A 21,580-nucleotide genomic window follows, 5' to 3' on the forward strand; every position below is an offset into this window, starting at 1 on the left:
TTAATTTGCTTTAACTTTAATTACACCTTCTTGTGTAGGCGGTGATACCTTTATTATTTCTTTTATTTCTATAATTTGTTCCCAACCTCCTTTAACAGGATTTGGTTTTACGCTTGCTTTTACCTCAACAGGAATCATGTCAAATTCGTCGCGTTTTAGCACTTTTGCTTGTTTATCTAATATATGCATCATGCTATCTTGCTCTACCGCATACAAAAAGCTTTCGCCTTTTAAAACAGCGGCCTCGTTTAAATAAATAAACTCTCCACTTAAGACAACTAATCCATCTTCTTGTTTTGTAGTTTTAGTTGGTTCAGCCTCTTTTTGGCCTTCTTTTTTATTATCGTTACAAGCAATTAACAAACTTGCCACTATAAAAATAAGCGCTATTTTTCTCATATTTATTTTTTATCCTACAGAACCTTCTAAAGATATTTCTAGTAATTTTTGTGCTTCAACAGCGAACTCCATCGGTAGTTTGTTTAATACCTCTTTACTAAAACCATTTACTATTAGCGCTATGGCTTTTTCTGTATCTATACCCCGCTGGTTGCAATAAAAAATTTGATCTTCACCAATTTTACTTGTAGTTGCCTCGTGCTCTACTTGCGCCGATTTATTTTTGGTTTCTATATAGGGGAAAGTATGCGCTCCACACTCATTACCCATCAATAAAGAATCACACTCTGAGAAGTTACGTGCATTTTCGGCTCTTTTGCTAATTTGCACCAAACCGCGGTAAGAATTTTGCGACTGACCAGCAGAAATTCCTTTTGAAATGATGGTACTCTTGGTATTTTTACCTAAATGAATCATTTTTGTACCGGTATCAGCTTGTTGGTGGTTGTTGGTTACAGCAACCGAGTAAAACTCGCCTATACTGTTATCTCCTTTTAATACACAGCTTGGGTATTTCCAAGTTACGGCACTCCCTGTCTCCACTTGAGTCCAGCTTATTTTGGCATTGGTTTCGCAAAGGCCTCGTTTGGTTACAAAATTAAACACCCCTCCTTTTCCTTCGGCATTACCAGGGTACCAATTTTGCACGGTGCTGTATTTAATTTCGGCATCGTCAAGCGCGATGAGTTCTACCACTGCGGCGTGTAACTGGTTTTCATCCCGTTGTGGCGCTGTACACCCTTCTAAGTAACTTACGTAACTTCCTTTGTCAGCAACCACCAAGGTGCGTTCAAATTGCCCTGTACCAGCCTGATTAATCCTGAAATAAGTAGAAAGTTCCATCGGACACTTTACCCCTTTAGGGATATAGCAAAAAGAACCATCACTAAACACGGCTGAATTTAAGGCCGCATAAAAATTATCTTTTTTAGGCACCACCGTCCCGATGTATTTTCTTACTAATTCTGGGTGTTCTTGAATCGCTTCAGACATAGAGCAAAATATAATACCCTTTTCGGCTAAAGTTTTCTTAAATGTAGTAGTTACCGAAACTGAATCCATTACAACGTCTACAGCTACACCAGCCAATTTCTTTTGTTCATCAAGTGAAATACCTAGTTTTTTAAATGTATCTAATAGTTCAGGATCTACCTCATCTAAACTTTCGTACTTTGGCTTTTTATTGGGAGCCGAGTAATAAGAGATATTTTGAAAGTCAGGCTTTTCATATTTTACATTTGCCCATTCTGGCTCTTCCATTTCTTGCCAAATTCTAAAGGCTTCTAATCGCCACTCGGTCATCCATTCTGGCTCCTCTTTCTTTTTTGAAATGGCGCGTACTACGTCTTCGTTTAGTCCTACTGGAAATGTATCAGACTCAATATCGGTGTAAAAACCATACTCATACTCTTTGGTTTTCAACTCTTCTCTTAAGTCGTCTTCGGTAAATTTATTCATTTAATCACGTTTAAGGTTAATTCAGCTTCTGGCATTAAGTCTCAGGCATTTATTCATTTGTAACACTAAAAACCGTTATCCCAATGCTTCATTAACTTTTATTTTCAAAATTTGAAATTTTTTATTTTTCTTCTGTGCCCTAAGGTCGTTTGGTTGACAAAAAGAAAACCATTTTGCGGCCCTTTATATTTGTCGTTTTTAAAAGCTTTTTTGCAACTAATCAAAGCGAAAAAGACTCTCCGCAACCACAGGTGCGTTGTGCATTAGGATTATTAAAAACAAATCCTCTGCCGTTAAGTCCACCACTATACTCTAAGGTGGTACCCAGCAAGTACAAAAAACTTTTTTTATCTACGATTAGCTTTACGCCATTATCTTCAAAAATCTTATCCTCGTCTTGCTTAGTTTTGTCAAATTTTAAGTCGTAAGAAAGACCAGAACACCCGCCGCTTTTTACTCCTACGCGCACAAAATCTTGTTGGGCATCAAAACCTTCTTCTGCCATTAATCCAGAAAGTTTTTGCCTAGCTTGTTCACTTACTTTTATCATCTCAATTTTATTTAAACTATATTGCCCACAAAGATACAATATAGCCTGCTTAATCCCATAGCGACTTCAGTTATTTTATTTATTTAGGCATAGGTTTAAATTATAAGGCATAATCCCTTTCTATTTTATATTATATCTACCATAAACACCTAAAAATAAATAGTTTACAAATAGCAAGAAGCAGCATAGGATTGAACAGCAAGTGCCAGGCATCCTTTTTAAATTTTAAATCTAGAATCGCTTCCGCGGAAGCGATAAATTTTTACTAACATGCCTCCTGTTAGTCATTATTCTACTAATTTTGCATTTTATAAATATTGGAAAATTCACTTATGTTTGAAGACAATTTACCCAAAACCAGCTTATCTGAATTAGGCGAATTTGGACTTATAGATCACCTTACTCGCTTTGTAAAAACCCACCAGCCAACCACCCATAAAGGCATTGGCGATGATGCAGCAGTGATTAATCACGAAAAAGAGCAAAGTGTGATCACCACCGATATGCTGATTGAAGGGGTTCATTTTGATTTGGCCTACACCCCATTGAAACACTTAGGCTACAAAGCCGTGATGGTAAATTTATCTGATGTGTATGCCATGAACGCTCAAGCCTCACAAATTACCGTTTCTATAGCGGTATCCAACCGTTTTCCTGTAGAGGCGCTTGAAGAATTATATGCCGGGATTATTTTAGCTTGCGACACTTATAAAGTTGATTTGATAGGCGGCGACACTACCTCATCACGAAGTGGTCTTGTAATTAGCATTACCGCGATTGGACAAGTGCAAACCGATAAAGTTACCTATAGAAGTGGAGCAAAACCGAATGACCTATTGGTAGTAACGGGTGATCTTGGCGCTGCATTTATGGGACTTAAAGTCTTAGAACGAGAAAATGAGGTGTTTAAAGTAAACCCTAACGCGCAACCCGATTTAGAACCTTATGCCTATCTTGTTGAACGCCAATTAAAGCCTGAAGCTAGAAAAGACATTCCTCAACTTCTAGAGGCGCTCAAAGTAAAACCTACCAGTATGATAGATATTAGCGATGGTCTTTCTTCTGAAATAATACATTTATGCAGAAATGCTAAGGTTGGAGCAAATTTGTTTGAAGAAAAAATTCCGTTAGACCCAGCTGTTATCTCGGTATGCGAAGAATTCAATATAGACAGTACAACCATTGCTTTGAGCGGCGGAGAAGATTATGAATTATTGTTTACCATAGATCAAAACGATTACGATAAGATTAAGGGCAACCCAAATTTAACCGTCATTGGCCATATGACCGAAGAAAAAGAAGGTATGCACTTAATAACTCGTGCGAACCAAAAAATACCTATTAAAGCAAGAGGATGGAATTCTTTTGAAGATGCAAATGATAAGGAATAAAAATTAAGCTTATATTATTTAAAAATCCCGCCAATGAGCGGGATTTTTATATAACTTATTTTGATTTCATTAGCTTTAGTATAATCCACATGGAGAACGGAGTTATTAACAAAAAACCTCCTAAAAGTGCTAATAACTGCCAAAGCTGATCTTCATATTTTATTATTTGATTCAATAATTGCCATACAACAATTGTATTTAAAAGCACAACAGGAACTAGAATAGCGAATAATCTTTTCTTCATTTAATATAAATTATTTAATAGTTTGATTTTAAACGTTTTATAACAGTAAAAGCTTTTTCAACCAGTGCATCGTCTACCAAAGCTATAAATTCATTAGTGGTAGATACCACATCATAAACCGCGATGCCGTTCCAGGCCAAATCCTTGAAAATTTGATAGTACAATCCGGTAATTTTATAATTATCTTGTGGTAGTTTTACACTTATAGCGGATAAATTTGCCCGAAAATGCATTTGCCTTTCTCGCTTAAAATAACTACTCACTAAATCTTTCTGTGCACCAGAAATCATTAAATTACTCTCGGTTATACCTCGGGTAAACGCATAAAAAAGTTGCTCTCGATGGTTTATTTTATCGAGTAACTTTACTTGAGATGGAATTAAAGTGGCAGAATTCTCAAATGTATAAGCCACAATATCTGATTTTAGGGTTATATCTCCCAAAAGCCGTAGGCTTTTTTTTATTTGCCCAGATTGATGAATATGCGGCGGGATAGGATATCTACGCAACGCCATCATAATAGCTCCTGTCTTTACAGGTTTTCTAAGCAAATCGCTAATTTTAGGCTGTAAATCACTTGCCAAAGCACTATAATTTACAATACCTCGAGCTAAAGCTTCTTCTAAAAAGTGTTGCCCTTTCACCACTTCTCCAACAGCCTGTGCTACAGTCTTCATAATGTTATATATTTAACAGATTGTGTAAAATTAGTCAATTTTTTATAAAAAAATGGAATGATTCAAATGTACTCATACATTTGAACTTAGATTAAACCAATATGAAAGTTTTAAAATTCGGTGGAACCTCTGTAAGCTGTGCAAATAACATTGCACAAATTGCCCATATAGCTCAAAGGCCAGGATCAAAATTTATGGTCTTTTCGGCATTGAGCGGAAGCACCAATCAGTTAACTCTGTTTGCTGATTTTTTGGCGCAAGAAAATTTTAAAGCGACTAATGAGTTAATCGAACAAATTACGCATCACTTTAGAAAATTTAGTTGTGATCTATTGGAAAAGCATCCTGAGCAACTTCAGGTAGCCCTAGAATATGTTGATTTACTAGCTGCCTGGTTGGCAGGATGTTTCCAAAAGCCCTTCAGCGAAAGCTTAAAAAATGAAATTATTGCTCAAGGAGAATTATTTTCTAGTCGATTAATAAGTTTGTATTTTAAATCACAACAAATTGAACATATATATTTACCTGCTCTAGATTTTATGCGCACCGATAAAGACGGTGAACCCGATTATTTTTATATCAAGCAACAGCTTAAACAACAATGTATAGGTTACCCCAATAATCCTATATGGGTTACCCAAGGTTTTATTTGTTTAGATGCCAAGGGTGAAATTGCCAATTTAGGTCGTGGCGGAAGCGATTATACCGCCACGATTATTGGTGCTTGTTTAGAAGCAGAAGAAGTTCAAATTTGGAGTGATATTGATGGCTTTCATAATAACGACCCTAGGTATGTAACACCCACCAAACCATTAGCAGAATTATCTTTTGATGAGGCGGCTGAGTTAGCTTATTTTGGTGCAAAAATCCTGCATCCGGCAACGGTATTGCCTGTTAAAAACCTAGGCATACCTGTACGTTTAAAAAACACTATGCAACCCGAAGCAAAAGGGAGCTTAATCACACAAAAAACCTGTAAGACCGGGATCAAGGCCATTGCTGCCAAAGATGGCATTACCGTTATAAAAATAAAATCTGAACGCATGCTGCTGGCTCACGGGTTTTTAAAAAAGGTTTTTGACATTTTTGAACGTTATCAAACAGCAATAGATATGATAACTACTTCTGAAATTGCCATCTCGTTAACCATAGACAACGACACTTATTTAGAACCAATAGCCAAAGAGTTATCGGTGTTTTCTCGCGTTCAAATAGAACAAGAAATGAGTATTATTTGCTTAGTTGGTAATTCTATTGTTAATCATCCAGATACCTCAAGACTTTTTCAAATAATGCAAGATGTAAATTTACGTATGATCGCATACGGTGGCAGCAACAACAATATATCTTTATTGGTAAATACTTCAGCCAAAAAGGCAGTTTTAAATAAACTTAACCACTATGTGTTTCGCACCCCAAAAAAAGAACTGCCTGAATTGGTTGAATATTAAAATTCATATTCGGTTACCCCAAGTATTTATTTTGTTAAACCGAAAAAACCAGCTTTTAGGAGCTGGTTTTTTAATTAATTCTTATTTTAAAAAATTGGAATTATATAAATCATTAGGTTCCCTAGCCAAACCCGTCGGCAAATAAAGGAAAACGCTATTAATGACCTATATAAGGAGAGAATATTCTTGTTTTCCGAGCTTATTTGTTTTAAATAGAATTCCTAAGAAACCCCAACAATTCCTCTTTAGCTTCTAAATGTGTCATATGTCCGCCTTTAAAGGTTATAAATTGAGTATGGGTTGCTTTGGCGAGTTGCTGTAAGCTTTCTAAAGGGACAATTTCATCTTCTTCACCTGCCAAGAATATTTTCTCTCCCGTAAAATTGTTCAAAATATGAGTTCTATCCTTTCTAGATTTTAGACCTTCTATGGCCGCTACAATGTTTTCTGCTGGCATTTGTTGCGACTGTTTAACGAGCGTGTTGATGTGTTCTTGTAATTGCTCTCTACCTTCTTTTCCGAATAGATTAGTGATTGCCATCCGCACAAAAGCATTCTTGTTTTGCTTTACCAGGCGAATGGCTCGATCTCTATTGACAACACGTTTGGGGGAATCGGCTAGCGGTGTTGAATTTAAAAGCAACATTTTTTTTATCCTTAACGGATATAGTTCCGCGAAAGCCAGTGTAACATAACCTCCCATTGAATGTCCTAAAAAAGTAGCTTGTTTTATATTTAGTTGATTGAGCAAATGGTTAATTGATTGTGCCATCTCTTCCATAGTATGAATATAACCCAAGCGCTGCGAACTGCCATGCCCCAATAAATCTACACAAATAAAGCGCTTTTTTTCAGGCAATTCTGGCAGTATAGCCTCCCACATGCTGAGGTTTTCTAAAAAACCGTGTAAAAGTACAATTACCTCACCTCGCCCCGTGTCTGTATAGGCAATTTGTATATTTTTGTATTTGATGAAATTTTGCATAGCGCAAAAATACAATGTTCACCCCTTAAAAAGTCTAACTACTTATGAAAATTAGTCCGTACCTTTTATTTTTATTCATGCTTTGTACCGCCATTTCCCAGGCACAACTTAGCGAAAAACAAATTGATGATTTGGTAAAAAACACCTTAACAACTTTTGAAGTGCCTGGTATTTCTGTGGGTATTGTTAAAGACGGGAAGGTAGTCTATGCCAAAGGTCACGGTTTACGTTCATTACAATCTAAATTACCAATGAACGAGAAAACATTAGTGGGGGTTGCCTCTAACTCAAAAGGTTTTACTGCCTTTGCTCTGGCCATGCTGGTTGAAGATGGTTTGGTAAAATGGGATGACAAGGTGCGTGATCACCTGCCAGAATTCAGGTTACAAGATGCTTATGCCACCGAAAATATGCGCATTAAAGATTTACTCACCCATAATAGCGGTCTTGGTTTGGGAGCAGGTGATTTGATGTTCTTTCCCGAAGGAAATGACTTTAGCGCCCAAGAAATTGTAACCAATTTAAAACATATAACGCCAACTAGCTCTTTGAGAAGTGAGTTTGCTTATAACAATAATATGTATATTGTTGCCGGTGAAGTAATTGAACGTTTAAGCGGACTCAGTTGGGAGGAGTTTATCGAGCAGCGTATTATGCAACCGGTAGGCATGAACAACAGTAAGGCAGCCTACAATCGAGTAAGCAATAAAAGCAATATTATAGCGGCGCATACCCGCACCGAAGGTAAAGTGATTCAAATACCGCATGACTGGAGCGAAACCGCCAATCCCGCGGGAGGAATTATGAGCAATATTCCCGATATGCTCACATGGGCTCAATTTTTAATGAATAATGCTCAAACTAAAAACGGCATACAATTGTTACCTACCAAGCAATTGCACCAACTTTGGCAATTGCAAACTCCCCTACCGGTAAGCCCAAAAAACGATTATAACACGCATTTTTTTGGCTATGCTTTAGGTTGGTTTGTTAAAGATGTTGCTGGCTATAAAGAAGTAACACATACCGGAGGTTTACTAGGAACGGTAACTCAATTTACCCTAATTCCAGAATTAGACCTTGGTATTGTGGTTCTCACCAATCAAATGAATGGTAATGCTTTTAAAACCATTACTAATACGATTAAAGATAGTTACCTAGGGTATAAAAATAGAGATTGGTTATCACGTTATGATAAGCAAAACCAAGATTGGCTAGCCAAAAATGATAGTATAAAACAAGCGGTTTACCATCAAGTGGATTTAGCCAAAGAAAATCCACAAATTATTACTCCAAAACAAATAATTGGAGAATACAAAGACAATTGGATGGGAACCTTTAAAATCTATCAAGATAAAGGTAAATTACGCATAGCTTCTTTTAGATCTTCTCAACTGGTGGGCGATTTATTACCTTATAACGCTACCACTTATGTTGCCAAGTGGGATAACCGAAGCTTTGATGCCGATGTTTTTGTGATTTTTAGTCTAGATGAAAACGCTATTGCCCAACAAGCCCGTATGCAATATATTGCTCCTATTACCGATTTTAGTTTCGACTTTGGCGACTTAAAGCTAAAGCGGATTAAAGACTAGGTCTTTTATGAACAAAAAAAAGGAAGCTCGTTGAGCTTCCTTTTTTTAAAAATTATAACCTCGAAAAGGCATTGCATTTATTTATTCATTAAATCTTCAATTTCATCAGCTTCAATAGGAATATCAGCCATTAAATTAAAGGGCTCTCCTTGTTCCTGAATAACCACATCATCTTCTAATCGAATACCAAAACCTTCATCGGGAATATAAATTCCTGGTTCTACAGTAAACACCATATTCGCTTTTAAGGGCTCATACAATAAACCATAATCGTGCGTGTCTAAACCGATATTATGTGAGGTACCGTGCATAAAATATTTTTTATACGCTGGCCATTCCGGGTTTTCATTTTGCACATCAGCTTTATCTAACAATTTCAAGTCAAGTAGTTCTGATGTCATCAACTTACCTACTTCTTTATGGTACTCGGTCCAATCTGCTCCTGGCACCAATAGTTGGGTGGCTAAATCTTTCACTTTATTAACCGAATTATACACCTCTTTTTGTCTTTTTGTAAATTTCCCTGAAACGGGAATAGTTCGAGACATATCGCTAGAGTAATTAGCATACTCTGCACCAACATCCAGCAAGATAAGTTCACCCGCCTTGCATTGCGCTTTATTTTCTATATAATGCAAAACATTAGCGTTGTTACCCGAAGCCACAATAGGCGTGTAGGCAAAGCCGCGTGAACGGTTACGCAAGAATTCGTGCATAAATTCTGCTTCTATTTCATATTCCCATACACCAGGTTTTACAAAGTCTAAAATACGTTTAAATCCTTTTCCGGTAATTTTACAAGCCGCTTGCATTACTTCTAACTCCAAGCTGTGTTTCACCGCACGCAGTCGCTGTAAAATGGGGTTACTTTTAGCTCTTTGATGAGCGGGGTAGGCTTCTGTTACCCATTTATTGAAACGCGCTTCTCTTGTTTCGGTTTCTACATTGGCACGGTAATGTTCATTGGTATTGATGTAAATGGTATCGCATTGAGCCATTAATTCGTGAAAAACTTTTTTAAAATCTTTTAACCAGTAAACGGTTTTCACTCCAGAAACTTCAAGCGCTTTTTCCTTGTCTAATTTCTCCCCCTCCCAAACGGCGATATGCTCATTGGTTTCGGTAAGAAAAAGTATTTCTCTATGCTCTGGTTTTGGTGCATCGGGAAAAAGCACTAAAATACTCTGGTCTTGATCTACCCCACTTAGATAAAAAATGTTTTTATCTTGCTGAAAAGGCATGGTGCTATCTGCCCCTGTTGGATAAATATCATTGGAGTTAAAAACAGCCAAACTAGAAGGACGCATTTGCGCCATAAAGTTCTTTCTGTTCTCAATAAATAAGTCGTTGTTTATAGCTTGATATCTCATAAAACTTGAATTTTTTCAAAAATAAGCAATCTATAAAACAATATAGACCGCTTGTTCAATATTTAATAATTTAAAAAAAATTAGCATAGTGTTAACATTTTTATTACATTTAAAATCTCATCCTCAATAGTGTTATTCTGAAAAAGAAAAAAGAAAAAAGAAAAAAGAAAAAAGAAAAAAGCAAAAAGCAAAAGGCTATCCAAGTTTGCTGCACTCGTATGCAATTTTAAAGGTTTTTAATCTTTTCCACACTTAAGGTGGAAAGATAGGCACAAAACAACCACCTTAAAAAAACAAGCCTATAACAGATTATTAACGATTAAAATTAATACAAATGAGAAAACATAACTTATATATAACACTTTGTTTTTCTATCCTATTTTTACATTCTTGCGAAAAGGAGGTGGTAGAAGAAAACAAAACATCAGAAACCTTAAATTATCAACCCGAATCAACTACGAGTGTATATGCTATAAATATAGATAATGGCGTTTCAAATTCTTGTACCAATAACATCTTGGTTTTCCCTAATTGGGAAACTTTCAAACAAATTGCAAAGCAGCTTGATGACGCTTGGGAACAAGGTATAGAAAACATAAATGCACAAATGGCTCCAGAACTAACCGATGAAGAGGTAATAGATTATTTTAATCAATATGGGTTTAATGAAAATCAACCTTATGTTGATTTTGAGGCACAGTTTAATTTTTGTTCGCTTAGAGCAGATTTAGCTCAAAAAGAAGAAGAGTGGCTCTCTAGAAGAACAGATGAAGAAAATTGGAATGAAGTAATTCTTAACGATCCCGATCCTGATAATCATTTTATTTGGGATGAAGAACGTCCCCTATTAAATGCACAGAACGAGGTAATTGTCAAAAACGAAAATGGAGAAGATATTATTTATAAATTTTACGAGGCTGGTTATGTAGAAATTAAAAATAATAACTATGAAGATTTAAGAGAATTGAACAAGCAATCTGGTCCAACTTACCAACTAAATGATGCACTCTTCATCCCTTCAGAAGCTCAAGCGAATGGTGATATTAACCCTTATCCTTATGTACCTGGAGACCCTACTCAACCTTGGCCACCAGTATATCATGAACCCGATTATGGCTATTGTTTAGACCGAAACAGGCACGTAAAATATTTTGAACCTGTTCACGGTGAAAAAAGAATAAAAACCACCGTTAAATTTAGAGGTGATACTCCATTTGGAAATGCTAAAGTGAAGGCGAAAACAAAGCATTATAACGATGCATGGTTAGTAGGTTGGATTTCTGGACCTTCTCAAATTTACGCTAAAGTAGCTGCTATCGGCGGCTTAGATTGCGGACAAGGTTTTTACCCTGCTGCAATAACTACTTCTGGTTATAGAACCAAAGTAAAAGCGCAATGGCTTCCGCAAGATATAAATTTCGACAGGCAAAAAGAACCTAAAATTGTACATAATCACGTATTTGGGATACATAAACGATACGATTACATTAAAACTTTAGATTTCTATGATGGCGAAGTACAATAATAAGTTAAATATGGCAAGTTTAGTGCTTGCCATATTTTCTTTCTCTTTAAGTTTTGGGCAACAAAAAGAAAATTTTTATAAAGGGCATATCGCAGAAAAAATTTTTAAGAAATACCAAAAAATTGGTCTACAAACTGGTATTAGCAGCCTTTATGTAGACAATGAACTAAACGGAATGCTTTTTGAATTTGAAAAGCCACGCACTTTTGAAATTGGATTAACGTATAATTTTTTACAATACGAAAAATTAAACTTTTCGGTTAGCGCTATTTATCGTACTTACAACCTAAAAAATTATAGTAATTTTAAAAAAGAAGATTCCGGCTATCCAGTAGACATTGCTGGATGGCTAAAAATAGGACCGTATTTTGAATATAAATTGAATACAGAAATGCATTATTATTTTAATCTTTTCAATATCACTATCGTTAATATTAGTGTAGGACCCGAACTCACCTTAGCCCGAAAAATTTATGGAACAACAATAGCAATTACAGAAAATGAACGAGCAGTGGGATATACCTCTGTAAGCGATTATAATGCGACAACATTTTTTGGAGCCAACCTCTCTTTGGGCTTTAACATAAACACCAAACCTTTATTATTACAACCATTTATTACCTATCATTACCAACCCAAAAATTTATTCACCAAGGTTGTGACTACTCGAAATTTAAGGGTTTCTGAAAACACAGTCACAAAACACCATGTAACTGGAAATTACTTCCTAATTGGTCTTAAAATTATACCGAGTAGGGATCTTTTTTGATAAATAAGTCAAATATCATCAACTATTATCGCAATAAAATTAAAAACAAAACGAAACAGTTTGTTAATATTTATTCTAAATAAGAAGCTTGTCCTTTAGAAACTTTGCAAATGATATAGGATAGCTTATTTTTGTGCTAAATTCATAAAAAAATCATTACAACCAATGGGTGGATTACTAAAATCGTCTGTAGCAAAAAAGTTTGCTATGGCTCTGTCAGGTTTATTCCTAGTTTTATTTTTACTACAACATTTTACCATAAACTTTATATCGGTTATAAGTCCCGATGTATTCAATGAGATATCTCATTTTATGGGTACTAATTTTTTAGTGCAAGCCATCTTGCAACCCATCTTAATTTTTGGGGTGATTTTTCATTTTATTATGGGGTTTGTGCTTGAAATTCAAAACCGAAATGCTAGAAGTATAGGCTACGCCAACTATAAGGGCTCTGCTAATTCTAGCTGGATGTCTAGAAACATGATTTTTTCTGGAGCGGTTATCTTAGCCTTTTTAGGCTTGCATTTTTACGATTTTTGGTTCCCAGAAATTATGCACAAGTATATTGAAAGTCACCCAGAAGACCCGACACGCTATTATGAAGAAACCATCGCTAAATTTGAGAATCCTATACGCGTAGGTGTTTATGTGATTTCATTTGTTTTCTTAATGCTTCACTTATTGCATGGTTTTGCTTCTTCATTTCAATCGGTTGGATTTAACAACAAATATTCAAAAGGCTTGCAAGGTTTTACAAAAGCCTTCGCAATCTTAATCCCATTAGGGTTTATTTTTATAGCCGTTTATCACTATATTAATCACTTGTAATACGAAAGATTTATGTCAGTTTTAGATTCAAAAATACCATCAGGACCATTAGCCGATAAATGGACAAAACATAAAAACGAAATAAACTTAGTAAACCCAGCCAACAAAAGAAACATAGATGTGATTGTAGTTGGTACTGGTCTTGCCGGCGGTAGTGCAGCTGCTACCCTTGCCGAACTAGGATATAATGTAAAAACTTTCTGCTACCAAGATTCACCGCGAAGAGCACACTCAATTGCAGCGCAAGGGGGTATAAATGCTTCAAAAAACTACCAAGGTGATGGCGATTCTGATTATCGTTTATTTTATGACACGGTAAAAGGAGGTGACTATCGTTCACGAGAAGCCAACGTATATCGCTTAGCCGAGGTATCGGGTAATATCATCGACCAATGTGTGGCACAAGGAGTTCCTTTTGCAAGAGAATATGGCGGATTATTAGACAACCGCTCATTTGGAGGGGTACTGGTATCGCGTACTTTCTACGCCAAAGGTCAGACGGGACAGCAACTTTTATTAGGAGCTTACTCGGCGATGAACAGGCAAATCAATCGAGGGAAGATTCAATCTTTTACCCGTCATGAAATGATGGATTTAGTCTTGGTTGACGGTAAAGCGAGAGGAATTATTGCTCGAGATATGGTAACTGGAGAAATTCAAAGACATTCTGCACACGCTGTAGTTTTAGCTTCAGGGGGTTACGGTAATGTTTTCTTCTTATCGACTAATGCAATGGGAAGTAACGTGATGGCAGCCTGGAGAGCACATAAGCGCGGTGCTTATTTTGCCAACCCTTGCTATACCCAAATTCACCCTACTTGTATACCCGTATCGGGAGACCACCAGTCTAAGCTTACGCTGATGTCTGAGTCTTTACGAAACGATGGACGTATTTGGGTGCCCAAAAAGAAAGAAGATGCTATAGCGATTCGCGAAGGCCGACTAAAACCAACTGATTTAAGTGAAGAAGAACGCGATTATTATTTGGAGCGCAGATACCCTGCATTTGGTAATTTAGTACCAAGAGATGTAGCTTCAAGAGCAGCAAAAGAGCGTTGCGATGCTGGGTTTGGAGTAAATAAAACAGGTGAGGCTGTATTCTTAGATTTTGCAAGTGCTATCGAGCGTTATGGCAAGGAAAAAGCTTTCACTTCGGGTCATAAAAATGCTTCAAAGGAAGAAATTACTCGTTTAGGAAAAGAAGTTGTCGAAGCAAAATACGGTAACCTTTTCCAGATGTATCAAAAAATTGTTGACCAAAATCCGTATGAAACACCTATGATGATTTATCCTGCGGTACATTATACAATGGGTGGTTTATGGGTTGATTATAATTTACAAACCACTATTCCTGGTTGTTATGCTGCAGGAGAGGCCAATTTCTCTGATCACGGTGCAAACCGATTGGGAGCTTCGGCCCTTATGCAAGGTTTAGCCGATGGATATTTTGTTCTGCCTTACACCATTGGAGATTATTTATCTAATGACATTAGAACAGGAGCTATCTCAACAGATTTACCAGAGTTTGCCGAAGCCGAAAAAAATGTGAAGGATAAAATTGATCGTTTGATGAAAGCCAGTGGCAAACACTCAGTAGATCATTACCACAAGAAATTAGGTAAAATTATGTGGAACAAATGTGGTATGGCTAGAAACGCTCAAGGCTTACAAGAGGCTTTAGAAGAAATTAAAGCTTTACGTGAAGATTTTTGGAAGAATGTAAAGGTGACCGGAAAGGCTGAAACCAAAAATGCAGAACTTGAAAAAGCTGGTAGGGTGGCAGATTTTCTTGAGTTAGGTGAACTGTTTGCTAAAGATGCTCTACACAGAAATGAGTCTTGTGGAGGCCACTTTAGAGAAGAGTATCAAACCGAAGAAGGGGAAGCATTACGAGATGATGAAAACTTTAAATATGTTGCCGCTTGGGAATATACCGGTGATCCGCGCGAAGCCAAATTACACAAAGAAGATTTAGTATTTGATAATATCGAATTAAAAACAAGGAGTTATAAATAATTTGAGAAATTGAAAAGCAGCTTGCCTTACTAGCGAAACTTTTAAATTTTTCAATCTTCAAATTAGGATTATGAAACTTACACTTAAAATATGGCGCCAAGACGGTGCTAACACCAAAGGAAAAATGGTCGACTATCCCATTGATGGTATAGAAGGAGATATGTCTTTTCTAGAAATGCTAGATGTATTGAATGAAGAGTTAGTGGCCAAAGGAGAAGAACCAGTAGAATTTGATCACGATTGCCGAGAAGGTATTTGCGGATCTTGTTCGCTACAAATTAACGGAGAGCCTCACGGTCCAGACCGTTTAATTACTACTTGTCAATTACACATGCGCTCTTTTAATGATGGAGATACCATTACCATAGAGCCTTTTAGAGCCAATGCGTTTCCTGTAATTAAAGATTTAATAGTAGACAGAACAGCTTTCGACCGCATTCAGCAAGCAGGTGGTTACGTATCGGTAAACACATCGGGTAATACTATAGACGCCAATTCTATCCCGGTAAATAAGCATAACGCCGATGATTCTTTTAATGCAGCCACTTGTATAGGATGTGGGGCCTGTGTAGCGGCTTGTAAAAATGCAAGTGCAATGCTTTTCACTTCTGCAAAAGTTTCTCAATATGCCTTATTACCACAAGGTCGTGTAGAAGCAGTAGACCGTGTTCAAGCTATGGTACGCCAAATGGATGAAGAAGGTTTTGGAAATTGCTCGAATACAGGAGCCTGCGAACTTGAATGTCCCAAAGGTATTTCTCTTGAAAATATCGCACGTATGAATCGTGAATACCTTAGTGCAAATGCTAAAGGCTAGGAAATAACCTTACTTATAATACCAAAAAAAATCCTTTTCAATGAAAAGGATTTTTTTTTAAGTTCAAAATAATTTACAGATTTCGCAAACCATCGAACATCGCTTTCGTCATTTTATCTAAATCAAATTGGTGTTTCCATCCCCAGTCTTTTTGCGCCTGACTATCATCGATACTTGAAGGCCAAGAATCGGCTATAGCCTGTCTAAAATCTGGCGCGTAATCTATTCTAAAGTTAGGAATATGCCTTTTAATGCTTTCGGCAATTTCTTTAGGTGTAAAGCTAATACCACCTAAATTATAAGAAGATTTGATGCTTAAAGATTCCTTATCTGCATCCATTAAACGTATAGTTGCCTCAATTGCATCATCCATAAACATCATAGGTAAAGCAGTATCTTCACTTAAAAAACTGGTGTAAGATTGTTTGTTTAAAGCTTCGTGAAAAATCTCTACTGCATAATCAGTTGTTCCACCACCCGGAGCGGTTTTATAGCTGATTAAGCCAGGGTACCGAATACTTCGCACATCAACACCATATTTTTCGTGATAATATTCGCACCAGCGCTCTCCTGTTTGCTTGCTAATTCCGTAAACGGTAGTAGGCTCCATTACCGTTGTTTGTGGCGTATTTAGCTTTGGTGTAGTAGGTCCAAACACAGCAATACTTGAGGGCCAAAATAATTTGCTAATCTTTTTGTCTTTCGCTAGGTTTAAAACATTAAAAAGAGAATTCATATTCAACTCCCAACCGCGCATGGGGAATTTTTCGGCGGTAGCACTTAGCATTGCCGCCATCAAATAAACCTCATCAATTTCATAATGCATGACAATATCTTCAATTGCCTTATAATTGGTCGCATCTAAAGTTTCAAAAGGGCCAGTTTGCATCAATTGTTGGTTGCCTTCTCTAATATCACTGGCAACTACATTTTCATTCCCAAATTTCTCTCTCAAAGTAAGGGTTAACTCTGTTCCTATCTGCCCGCAGGCTCCTATAATTAATATTTTATTTCCCATTCAGTCATTTATTTATAAGGCTTTAATAGCACCTCAAAAAAACGATTTTTTAAGCGTATTACAAAACTTTCCCACACGTAAATTGACTCCCAAAAAAGATTATTCTTTTAAAAAATTGTATCTTTCGCACCTAAAAGCTCTTATATGAAAAGGATTTTTTCCCTGCCTTTCTTGATCATCTTTTCAGTTTTAATAGGTTTGATTTCCTGCGAAAATAAATCTGGTAATTCCAATAAGAATTCTTTCCTAGAAAACCAAACTAGCATTTTACAAAAAGATATTGTTTTACCCACTTCAGTCCAAGTACAACTGAGCCAAAAAACACAAGATACTGCCAATACATGGGCCGATTATAAGACCTTTGAAAATGAGCTTGAAAATTTAAAATCATCGCATTACCAAGATTTAGTAGAAAACGCCTCCAATCTAGCCAATATAACCAAACAATTAAACGACAGTATACCTCCTGTTTTTGACGAAAATGCAATAGCCGCAAGGTTAAATGTTCTTTATACCCATACCAAAATGTTAGAGCAAGTGAGTCAGCGCCAAGTGAAAGACACCACTTTATTGAAAAACAATTTAGAAAAGGTCATCATCGCTTTCAACAATTTAAAGGCACAACTCAATGAAGTTTTTTTACCGAGCATAGAAGAATTTGAAGCAGAACTTCTAGAATCTATAAAATCTGAGGATTCTTTAAGCACAAATGAATAATATCCTAAAAATGACAAACAAATGAATAGGCTTGGCCTTTATTTCCTTATCGGATTTTTTTCAGTAGCTGGAAGAGCACAACTAAATGATTCTACCAAAGCAGATCTTAATAATTTTATAGATGCTTGGCACCTAGCTGCAGCAAACGCTCAATTTGCCAGTTATTTTAATAAAATGCATAAAGAGGCCATTTTTATTGGTACTCAAGCCGATGAGATTTGGAATAAGGAAGCTTTTATGCGCTATGCAGCGCCGCATTTTCGGGCAGGAAAAGCTTGGCACTTTAAAGCCTTTAAAAGAGAGATAACTGCCAACGAAAATACATATTGGTTTCACGAATTATTAAAAACACCCATGGGAGTTTGCCGTGGCTCTGGGGTAATCATTAATTCTGATGATGGTTTTTTAATAAAGCAGTATGTTCTTTCGTACACTATACCCAACGCTTTGGGCAAACAAGTTGTTTTATTTAAAAAAGAAAAAGACAGCATTTTTTTAAAAGAAAACTTCAAAAAGCCTGTAACAAATCTAGAAACCAATAACTAATAAATAAAGATCAATAACAACAATACAGATGAAAACAAAATTAAAACCCCATTTGTTGGTTTTAGCTGGTGGTTTAGCATTATTTTCTTGCAAAGAAAATACTCAACAACTAGCACAATCGACAGAAAATGCCACACCCGGTATCGAATTGCAATATATGGATACCTTGGTAAGCCCAAAAGATAACTTTTATCAATATGTAAACGGAACTTGGCTACGAGAAACTAAAATCCCGGAGGACAGAACTTCTTGGGGAGGTTTCCAAGTATTAAGGCAAAGTACAGACAACGATGTATTGGCAATAATCGACAAAGCGATTGAAAACGAAACCTATACTCCAGACACCGATCAAGCTAAGGCTCTATTTTTGTTTAAATCTAAACTAGACACCCTTGCACGAAATGAGGCTGGTATTACTCCTATTGAGCCAGTACTTGAGCAAATAGAGAAGATACAAAGCATTGCAGAATTACAAGAAGTATTAGCAAAGAATCCTACAGCAGTTTCGGCTCCATTTTTTAGTTTAGGAGCTTATGCCAACCCTTCAAATTCAAATATTAATGCTGCCTATCTCGCCCCTGATGGTCTTGGTTTACCCGATAGAGATTATTACATCAAAGATGATGCAGACTCAAAAGCTATTCGAGAAGATTACAAAGCCTATATTGCTAAAATGTTAGTTAAAATAGGTGAAGACGAAGAAAGCGCTAAAGCTCAAGCCGAAACAATTTTAGCCTGGGAAACCAAACTCGCCGAGCCTAGACTAGATAAGGTACAAAGCCGCGACTTTAGAAACTTTAACAATCCCACATCAATAACCGACCTACAGCAAATGGTTCCGGCTATAGATTGGAAAAAATACTTTATAGAACTAGGAGTAGAAAAAGAATTAGACACGGTACTGGTAATGCAACCTAAATACATGGCCACCGTACAAGAAGTATTACAACCAGAAAACCTAAGTGAAATTAAAACCTTAATGCGTTGGGCAACTCTAAACAATGCTTCTAGTCAATTAAGTACAGATTTAGAGCAAGCTAGCTGGGAGTTTTACAGCAAACGTTTAAATGGTGCTCAAAAAATGAGACCTGCGAGAGAGCGTGCTTTAGCGACGGTAAATAACGCTATCGGCGAAGCCTTAGGCCAATTGTATGTAGATGAAAAGTTCCCGCCAGAAGCGAAAGCAAAGGCTAAAGAAATGATAGACAACGTAATTGCAGCCTACCAAGACCGAATTGAGCAATTAGACTGGATGAGTGCAGAAACCAAAAAGAAAGCTATTGAGAAGCTAGACAAATTTACGGTTAAAATCGGATATCCAGATCAGTGGGAAGATTACTCTGATTTAAACGTAACACAAGACAATAGTTACTATGCAAATATGCAAGCCATATCTCAATGGGCTATGCAAGATAATTTGGCCGAAATTTATGAGCCTGTAGACAAAAGTAAATGGGGAATGTCTCCTCAAACAGTGAATGCTTACTTTAACCCTATGTTTAACGAAATTGTATTTCCTGCGGCGATTTTACAACCCCCATTTTATAATTACAAAGCAGATGCTGCAGTAAATTATGGTGGAATCGGGGCAGTAATAGGTCATGAAATTTCACATGCTTTTGATGACAGTGGTGCACGCTTTGACGCCGAAGGAAATTTAAATAACTGGTGGACAGATAAAGATTTAGAAGAATTCACAAAGCGAGGAAACCAATTGGCCGAACAATACAGCGCCATCGAAGTTTTAGACAGCGTATATATCAACGGTAAATTTACGTTAGGTGAAAACATTGGCGACCTAGGCGGCGTTTTAGGCGCTTATGACGGTTTACAACGCCACTTTAAAGAGCACGGTAGACCCGAAAACATCGATGGATTTACCCCCGAACAACGCTTTTTCTTATCGTGGGCTACTGTTTGGAGAACCAAATCTCGTGAAGAAGCCTTACGTTCACAAATAAAGACAGATCCGCATTCTCCAGGGCAATATAGAGCTTACGTACCTTTGCAAAATGTTGATGCATTTTACGAAGCATTTGACATAAAAGAAGGAGATTCTATGTATGTAGCTCCAAAAGATAGAGTTGCTATTTGGTAAGCGCTTTTGAATATATTTATAAAAAACAAAACCCATCTAAAGTTCGATGGGTTTTGTTTTTTCGTGATTATTTTTAATGAAATAAGAATTTTATATTGATTACTATAGAAGAGTACTAGTTTTTAATCAGTTTCTGAGTATAAACTTGCTTACCACTTCTAAGTTTTAAAAAATAAACTCCGCTAGCTAAATTTGAAATATCATAGGTTTCTTGCTGATGAAATGTTTTTATCAGTTTACCTTGTAGGTTGTAAAGTTTTATTTGATCTAAATTTCTGGTTGATTTAATATGAAATTGATGGCTTGCCGGGTTGGGGTATAGGCTAAAGTTTATTTTCTCTTTTGAAGCTGTATGCAAATTTTCACAATCATCTGAATAGGAAAGAACGCCGGTTTGTGAGTTGTAGGTAACGTTCCAACTTGCATAAACACCTTGTGCATTTTGAGCCGCAACAGGATCTGTTACATTTATGCAGATGTCTTGCCAGTCTCCAGTAAAATTCATAGTTAAATTAGTTAGATTGACATCGCTTCCTTCTAAATCTATAAATTCTAACGCACCCACATCTAAAGATTCTAAGGTGGTTAAATTAGGATTGTTGGTTAAATATAAATGAACTAATATATTATTATGAGTATCACCTTGACTTGTAAAATACAATTCTTCCAGCGCTGTTAAAGTTGACAAATCTAAGTAAGGAGGTATATCTACTTCACCTGAATTAATAAAGCCTATCCCACTAATATTTAGTACCTGTAAAGCAGTAAAATCTTCTATTCCTTCGATATCTGAAATAGGAAGATGACTGGACGCACTTAAATCTAAATGCGTAACTTGGTCTATATCTGAAGTTAAGACTTGATAATTAACTGTATTATCACTATCGATTCCCAAATCGATTAAGGTTTGCTCAAAATTATTATCGAATATAAACGTAGTTTGAGTAAAACCTACTAAACTTATCAAAAATACGAGAGTTGTTATTAATGTTTTCATAATGATTTTTTATTGAATTACTAAATTTTTGCTTTCAATCACTTGACCATCATGTATTATACTGAAATAGGTTGACCTTTTTTACGGTCTTTTTTGGTTGATTAACTACTACTTTTAGATAGTAAGTTC

20 protein-coding genes are annotated in these 21,580 nt (G+C 36.4%); 11 read left to right on the plus strand and 9 right to left on the minus strand.

What is annotated here, in order from left to right; genetic code table 11:
• The 3 genes from ACH2AZ_RS08110 to ACH2AZ_RS08120 form a co-directional block, all read right to left on the minus strand.
• The gene (locus ACH2AZ_RS08110) at positions 1 to 399 is read right to left on the minus strand and encodes a hypothetical protein (protein ID WP_394907425.1); all 399 of its coding nucleotides are present in this window, start codon (positions 397 to 399) and stop codon (positions 1 to 3) included.
• 9 nt (positions 400 to 408) lie between these two features.
• A complete protein-coding gene (sufB, locus tag ACH2AZ_RS08115; protein ID WP_394907426.1) occupies positions 409 to 1,857 on the minus strand; it encodes a Fe-S cluster assembly protein SufB in 1,449 nt (482 codons plus the stop codon).
• Between the two features lie 220 nt (positions 1,858 to 2,077).
• Positions 2,078 to 2,407, minus strand: a complete 330-nt coding sequence (locus tag ACH2AZ_RS08120) for a HesB/IscA family protein (RefSeq protein ID WP_379047663.1) — start codon at positions 2,405 to 2,407, stop codon at positions 2,078 to 2,080.
• 332 nt (positions 2,408 to 2,739) lie between these two features.
• On the opposite strand from ACH2AZ_RS08120, the gene thiL reads away from it, so the two are divergent.
• Positions 2,740 to 3,798, plus strand: a complete 1,059-nt coding sequence (thiL, locus tag ACH2AZ_RS08125) for a thiamine-phosphate kinase (protein WP_394907447.1) — start codon at positions 2,740 to 2,742, stop codon at positions 3,796 to 3,798.
• A gap of 55 nt (positions 3,799 to 3,853) precedes the next feature.
• Here the strand turns inward: thiL and ACH2AZ_RS08130 are convergent, their stop codons facing one another.
• Positions 3,854 to 4,042, minus strand: a complete 189-nt coding sequence (locus ACH2AZ_RS08130; protein ID WP_394907427.1) for a hypothetical protein — start codon at positions 4,040 to 4,042, stop codon at positions 3,854 to 3,856.
• 14 nt (positions 4,043 to 4,056) lie between these two features.
• The gene (locus ACH2AZ_RS08135; protein WP_394907428.1) at positions 4,057 to 4,719 is read right to left on the minus strand and encodes a hypothetical protein; all 663 of its coding nucleotides are present in this window, start codon (positions 4,717 to 4,719) and stop codon (positions 4,057 to 4,059) included.
• A gap of 101 nt (positions 4,720 to 4,820) precedes the next feature.
• Between ACH2AZ_RS08135 and ACH2AZ_RS08140 the strand changes: the two genes are divergently transcribed.
• Positions 4,821 to 6,170: an aspartate kinase gene (locus ACH2AZ_RS08140; RefSeq protein ID WP_394907429.1), complete on the plus strand. Its 1,350-nt coding sequence runs from the start codon at positions 4,821 to 4,823 to the stop codon at positions 6,168 to 6,170.
• A 208-nt stretch (positions 6,171 to 6,378) separates the two neighbouring features.
• Here ACH2AZ_RS08140 and ACH2AZ_RS08145 read toward each other — a convergent pair whose 3' ends face one another.
• Entirely contained in the window at positions 6,379 to 7,155 is a 777-nt protein-coding gene (locus ACH2AZ_RS08145; protein ID WP_394907430.1) for an alpha/beta fold hydrolase, read from the minus strand.
• A gap of 44 nt (positions 7,156 to 7,199) precedes the next feature.
• On the opposite strand from ACH2AZ_RS08145, the gene ACH2AZ_RS08150 reads away from it, so the two are divergent.
• Positions 7,200 to 8,750: a serine hydrolase gene (locus ACH2AZ_RS08150; protein WP_394907431.1), complete on the plus strand. Its 1,551-nt coding sequence runs from the start codon at positions 7,200 to 7,202 to the stop codon at positions 8,748 to 8,750.
• A 77-nt stretch (positions 8,751 to 8,827) separates the two neighbouring features.
• On the opposite strand, the gene ACH2AZ_RS08155 is transcribed toward ACH2AZ_RS08150, so the two are convergent.
• Positions 8,828 to 10,120, minus strand: a complete 1,293-nt coding sequence (locus ACH2AZ_RS08155; RefSeq protein ID WP_394907432.1) for an aminopeptidase P N-terminal domain-containing protein — start codon at positions 10,118 to 10,120, stop codon at positions 8,828 to 8,830.
• A 334-nt stretch (positions 10,121 to 10,454) separates the two neighbouring features.
• On the opposite strand from ACH2AZ_RS08155, the gene ACH2AZ_RS08160 reads away from it, so the two are divergent.
• The 5 genes from ACH2AZ_RS08160 (at position 10,455) to ACH2AZ_RS08180 (ending at position 16,075) form a co-directional block, all read left to right on the plus strand.
• Entirely contained in the window at positions 10,455 to 11,645 is a 1,191-nt protein-coding gene (locus ACH2AZ_RS08160; RefSeq protein ID WP_394907433.1) for a hypothetical protein, read from the plus strand.
• Positions 11,626 to 12,414: a hypothetical protein gene (locus ACH2AZ_RS08165; RefSeq protein ID WP_394907434.1), complete on the plus strand. Its 789-nt coding sequence runs from the start codon at positions 11,626 to 11,628 to the stop codon at positions 12,412 to 12,414. The genes ACH2AZ_RS08160 and ACH2AZ_RS08165 overlap by 20 nt, the downstream gene beginning before the upstream one ends.
• 165 nt (positions 12,415 to 12,579) lie before the next feature.
• Entirely contained in the window at positions 12,580 to 13,242 is a 663-nt protein-coding gene (locus tag ACH2AZ_RS08170; protein ID WP_147862175.1) for a succinate dehydrogenase cytochrome b subunit, read from the plus strand.
• A 12-nt stretch (positions 13,243 to 13,254) separates the two neighbouring features.
• Complete coding sequence (locus tag ACH2AZ_RS08175; RefSeq protein WP_147862174.1) at positions 13,255 to 15,258, plus strand: fumarate reductase/succinate dehydrogenase flavoprotein subunit; 2,004 nt, start codon at positions 13,255 to 13,257, stop codon at positions 15,256 to 15,258.
• Positions 15,259 to 15,328: 70 nt separating this feature from the next.
• Positions 15,329 to 16,075 (plus strand): succinate dehydrogenase/fumarate reductase iron-sulfur subunit, encoded by a 747-nt coding sequence (locus tag ACH2AZ_RS08180; protein WP_147862173.1) that lies wholly within the window; start codon positions 15,329 to 15,331, stop codon positions 16,073 to 16,075.
• 73 nt (positions 16,076 to 16,148) lie between these two features.
• Here ACH2AZ_RS08180 and ACH2AZ_RS08185 read toward each other — a convergent pair whose 3' ends face one another.
• Positions 16,149 to 17,093 carry an NAD-dependent epimerase/dehydratase family protein gene (locus ACH2AZ_RS08185; protein WP_394907435.1) on the minus strand — a complete coding sequence of 315 codons (945 nt, stop codon included), beginning with the start codon at positions 17,091 to 17,093 and terminating at the stop codon, positions 16,149 to 16,151.
• A 144-nt stretch (positions 17,094 to 17,237) separates the two neighbouring features.
• On the opposite strand from ACH2AZ_RS08185, the gene ACH2AZ_RS08190 reads away from it, so the two are divergent.
• The 3 genes from ACH2AZ_RS08190 to ACH2AZ_RS08200 are packed head-to-tail and all read left to right on the plus strand — an operon-like array spanning position 17,238 to position 20,454.
• A complete protein-coding gene (locus ACH2AZ_RS08190) occupies positions 17,238 to 17,810 on the plus strand; it encodes a hypothetical protein (RefSeq protein WP_394907436.1) in 573 nt (190 codons plus the stop codon).
• Positions 17,811 to 17,831: 21 nt separating this feature from the next.
• The gene (locus tag ACH2AZ_RS08195) at positions 17,832 to 18,356 is read left to right on the plus strand and encodes a nuclear transport factor 2 family protein (RefSeq protein WP_394907437.1); all 525 of its coding nucleotides are present in this window, start codon (positions 17,832 to 17,834) and stop codon (positions 18,354 to 18,356) included.
• Positions 18,357 to 18,384: 28 nt separating this feature from the next.
• On the plus strand, positions 18,385 to 20,454 hold the full coding sequence (locus ACH2AZ_RS08200; protein WP_394907438.1) for a M13 family metallopeptidase: 2,070 nt from the start codon (positions 18,385 to 18,387) through the stop codon (positions 20,452 to 20,454).
• A 115-nt stretch (positions 20,455 to 20,569) separates the two neighbouring features.
• Here ACH2AZ_RS08200 and ACH2AZ_RS08205 read toward each other — a convergent pair whose 3' ends face one another.
• Positions 20,570 to 21,451 (minus strand): T9SS type A sorting domain-containing protein, encoded by an 882-nt coding sequence (locus ACH2AZ_RS08205; protein ID WP_394907439.1) that lies wholly within the window; start codon positions 21,449 to 21,451, stop codon positions 20,570 to 20,572.
• Between the last annotated feature and the right edge of the window lie 129 nt (positions 21,452 to 21,580).

This window comes from uncultured Mesonia sp. (assembly GCA_947499595.1).
GTDB classification, from domain to species: Bacteria; Bacteroidota; Bacteroidia; order Flavobacteriales; family Flavobacteriaceae; genus Mesonia; species Mesonia sediminis.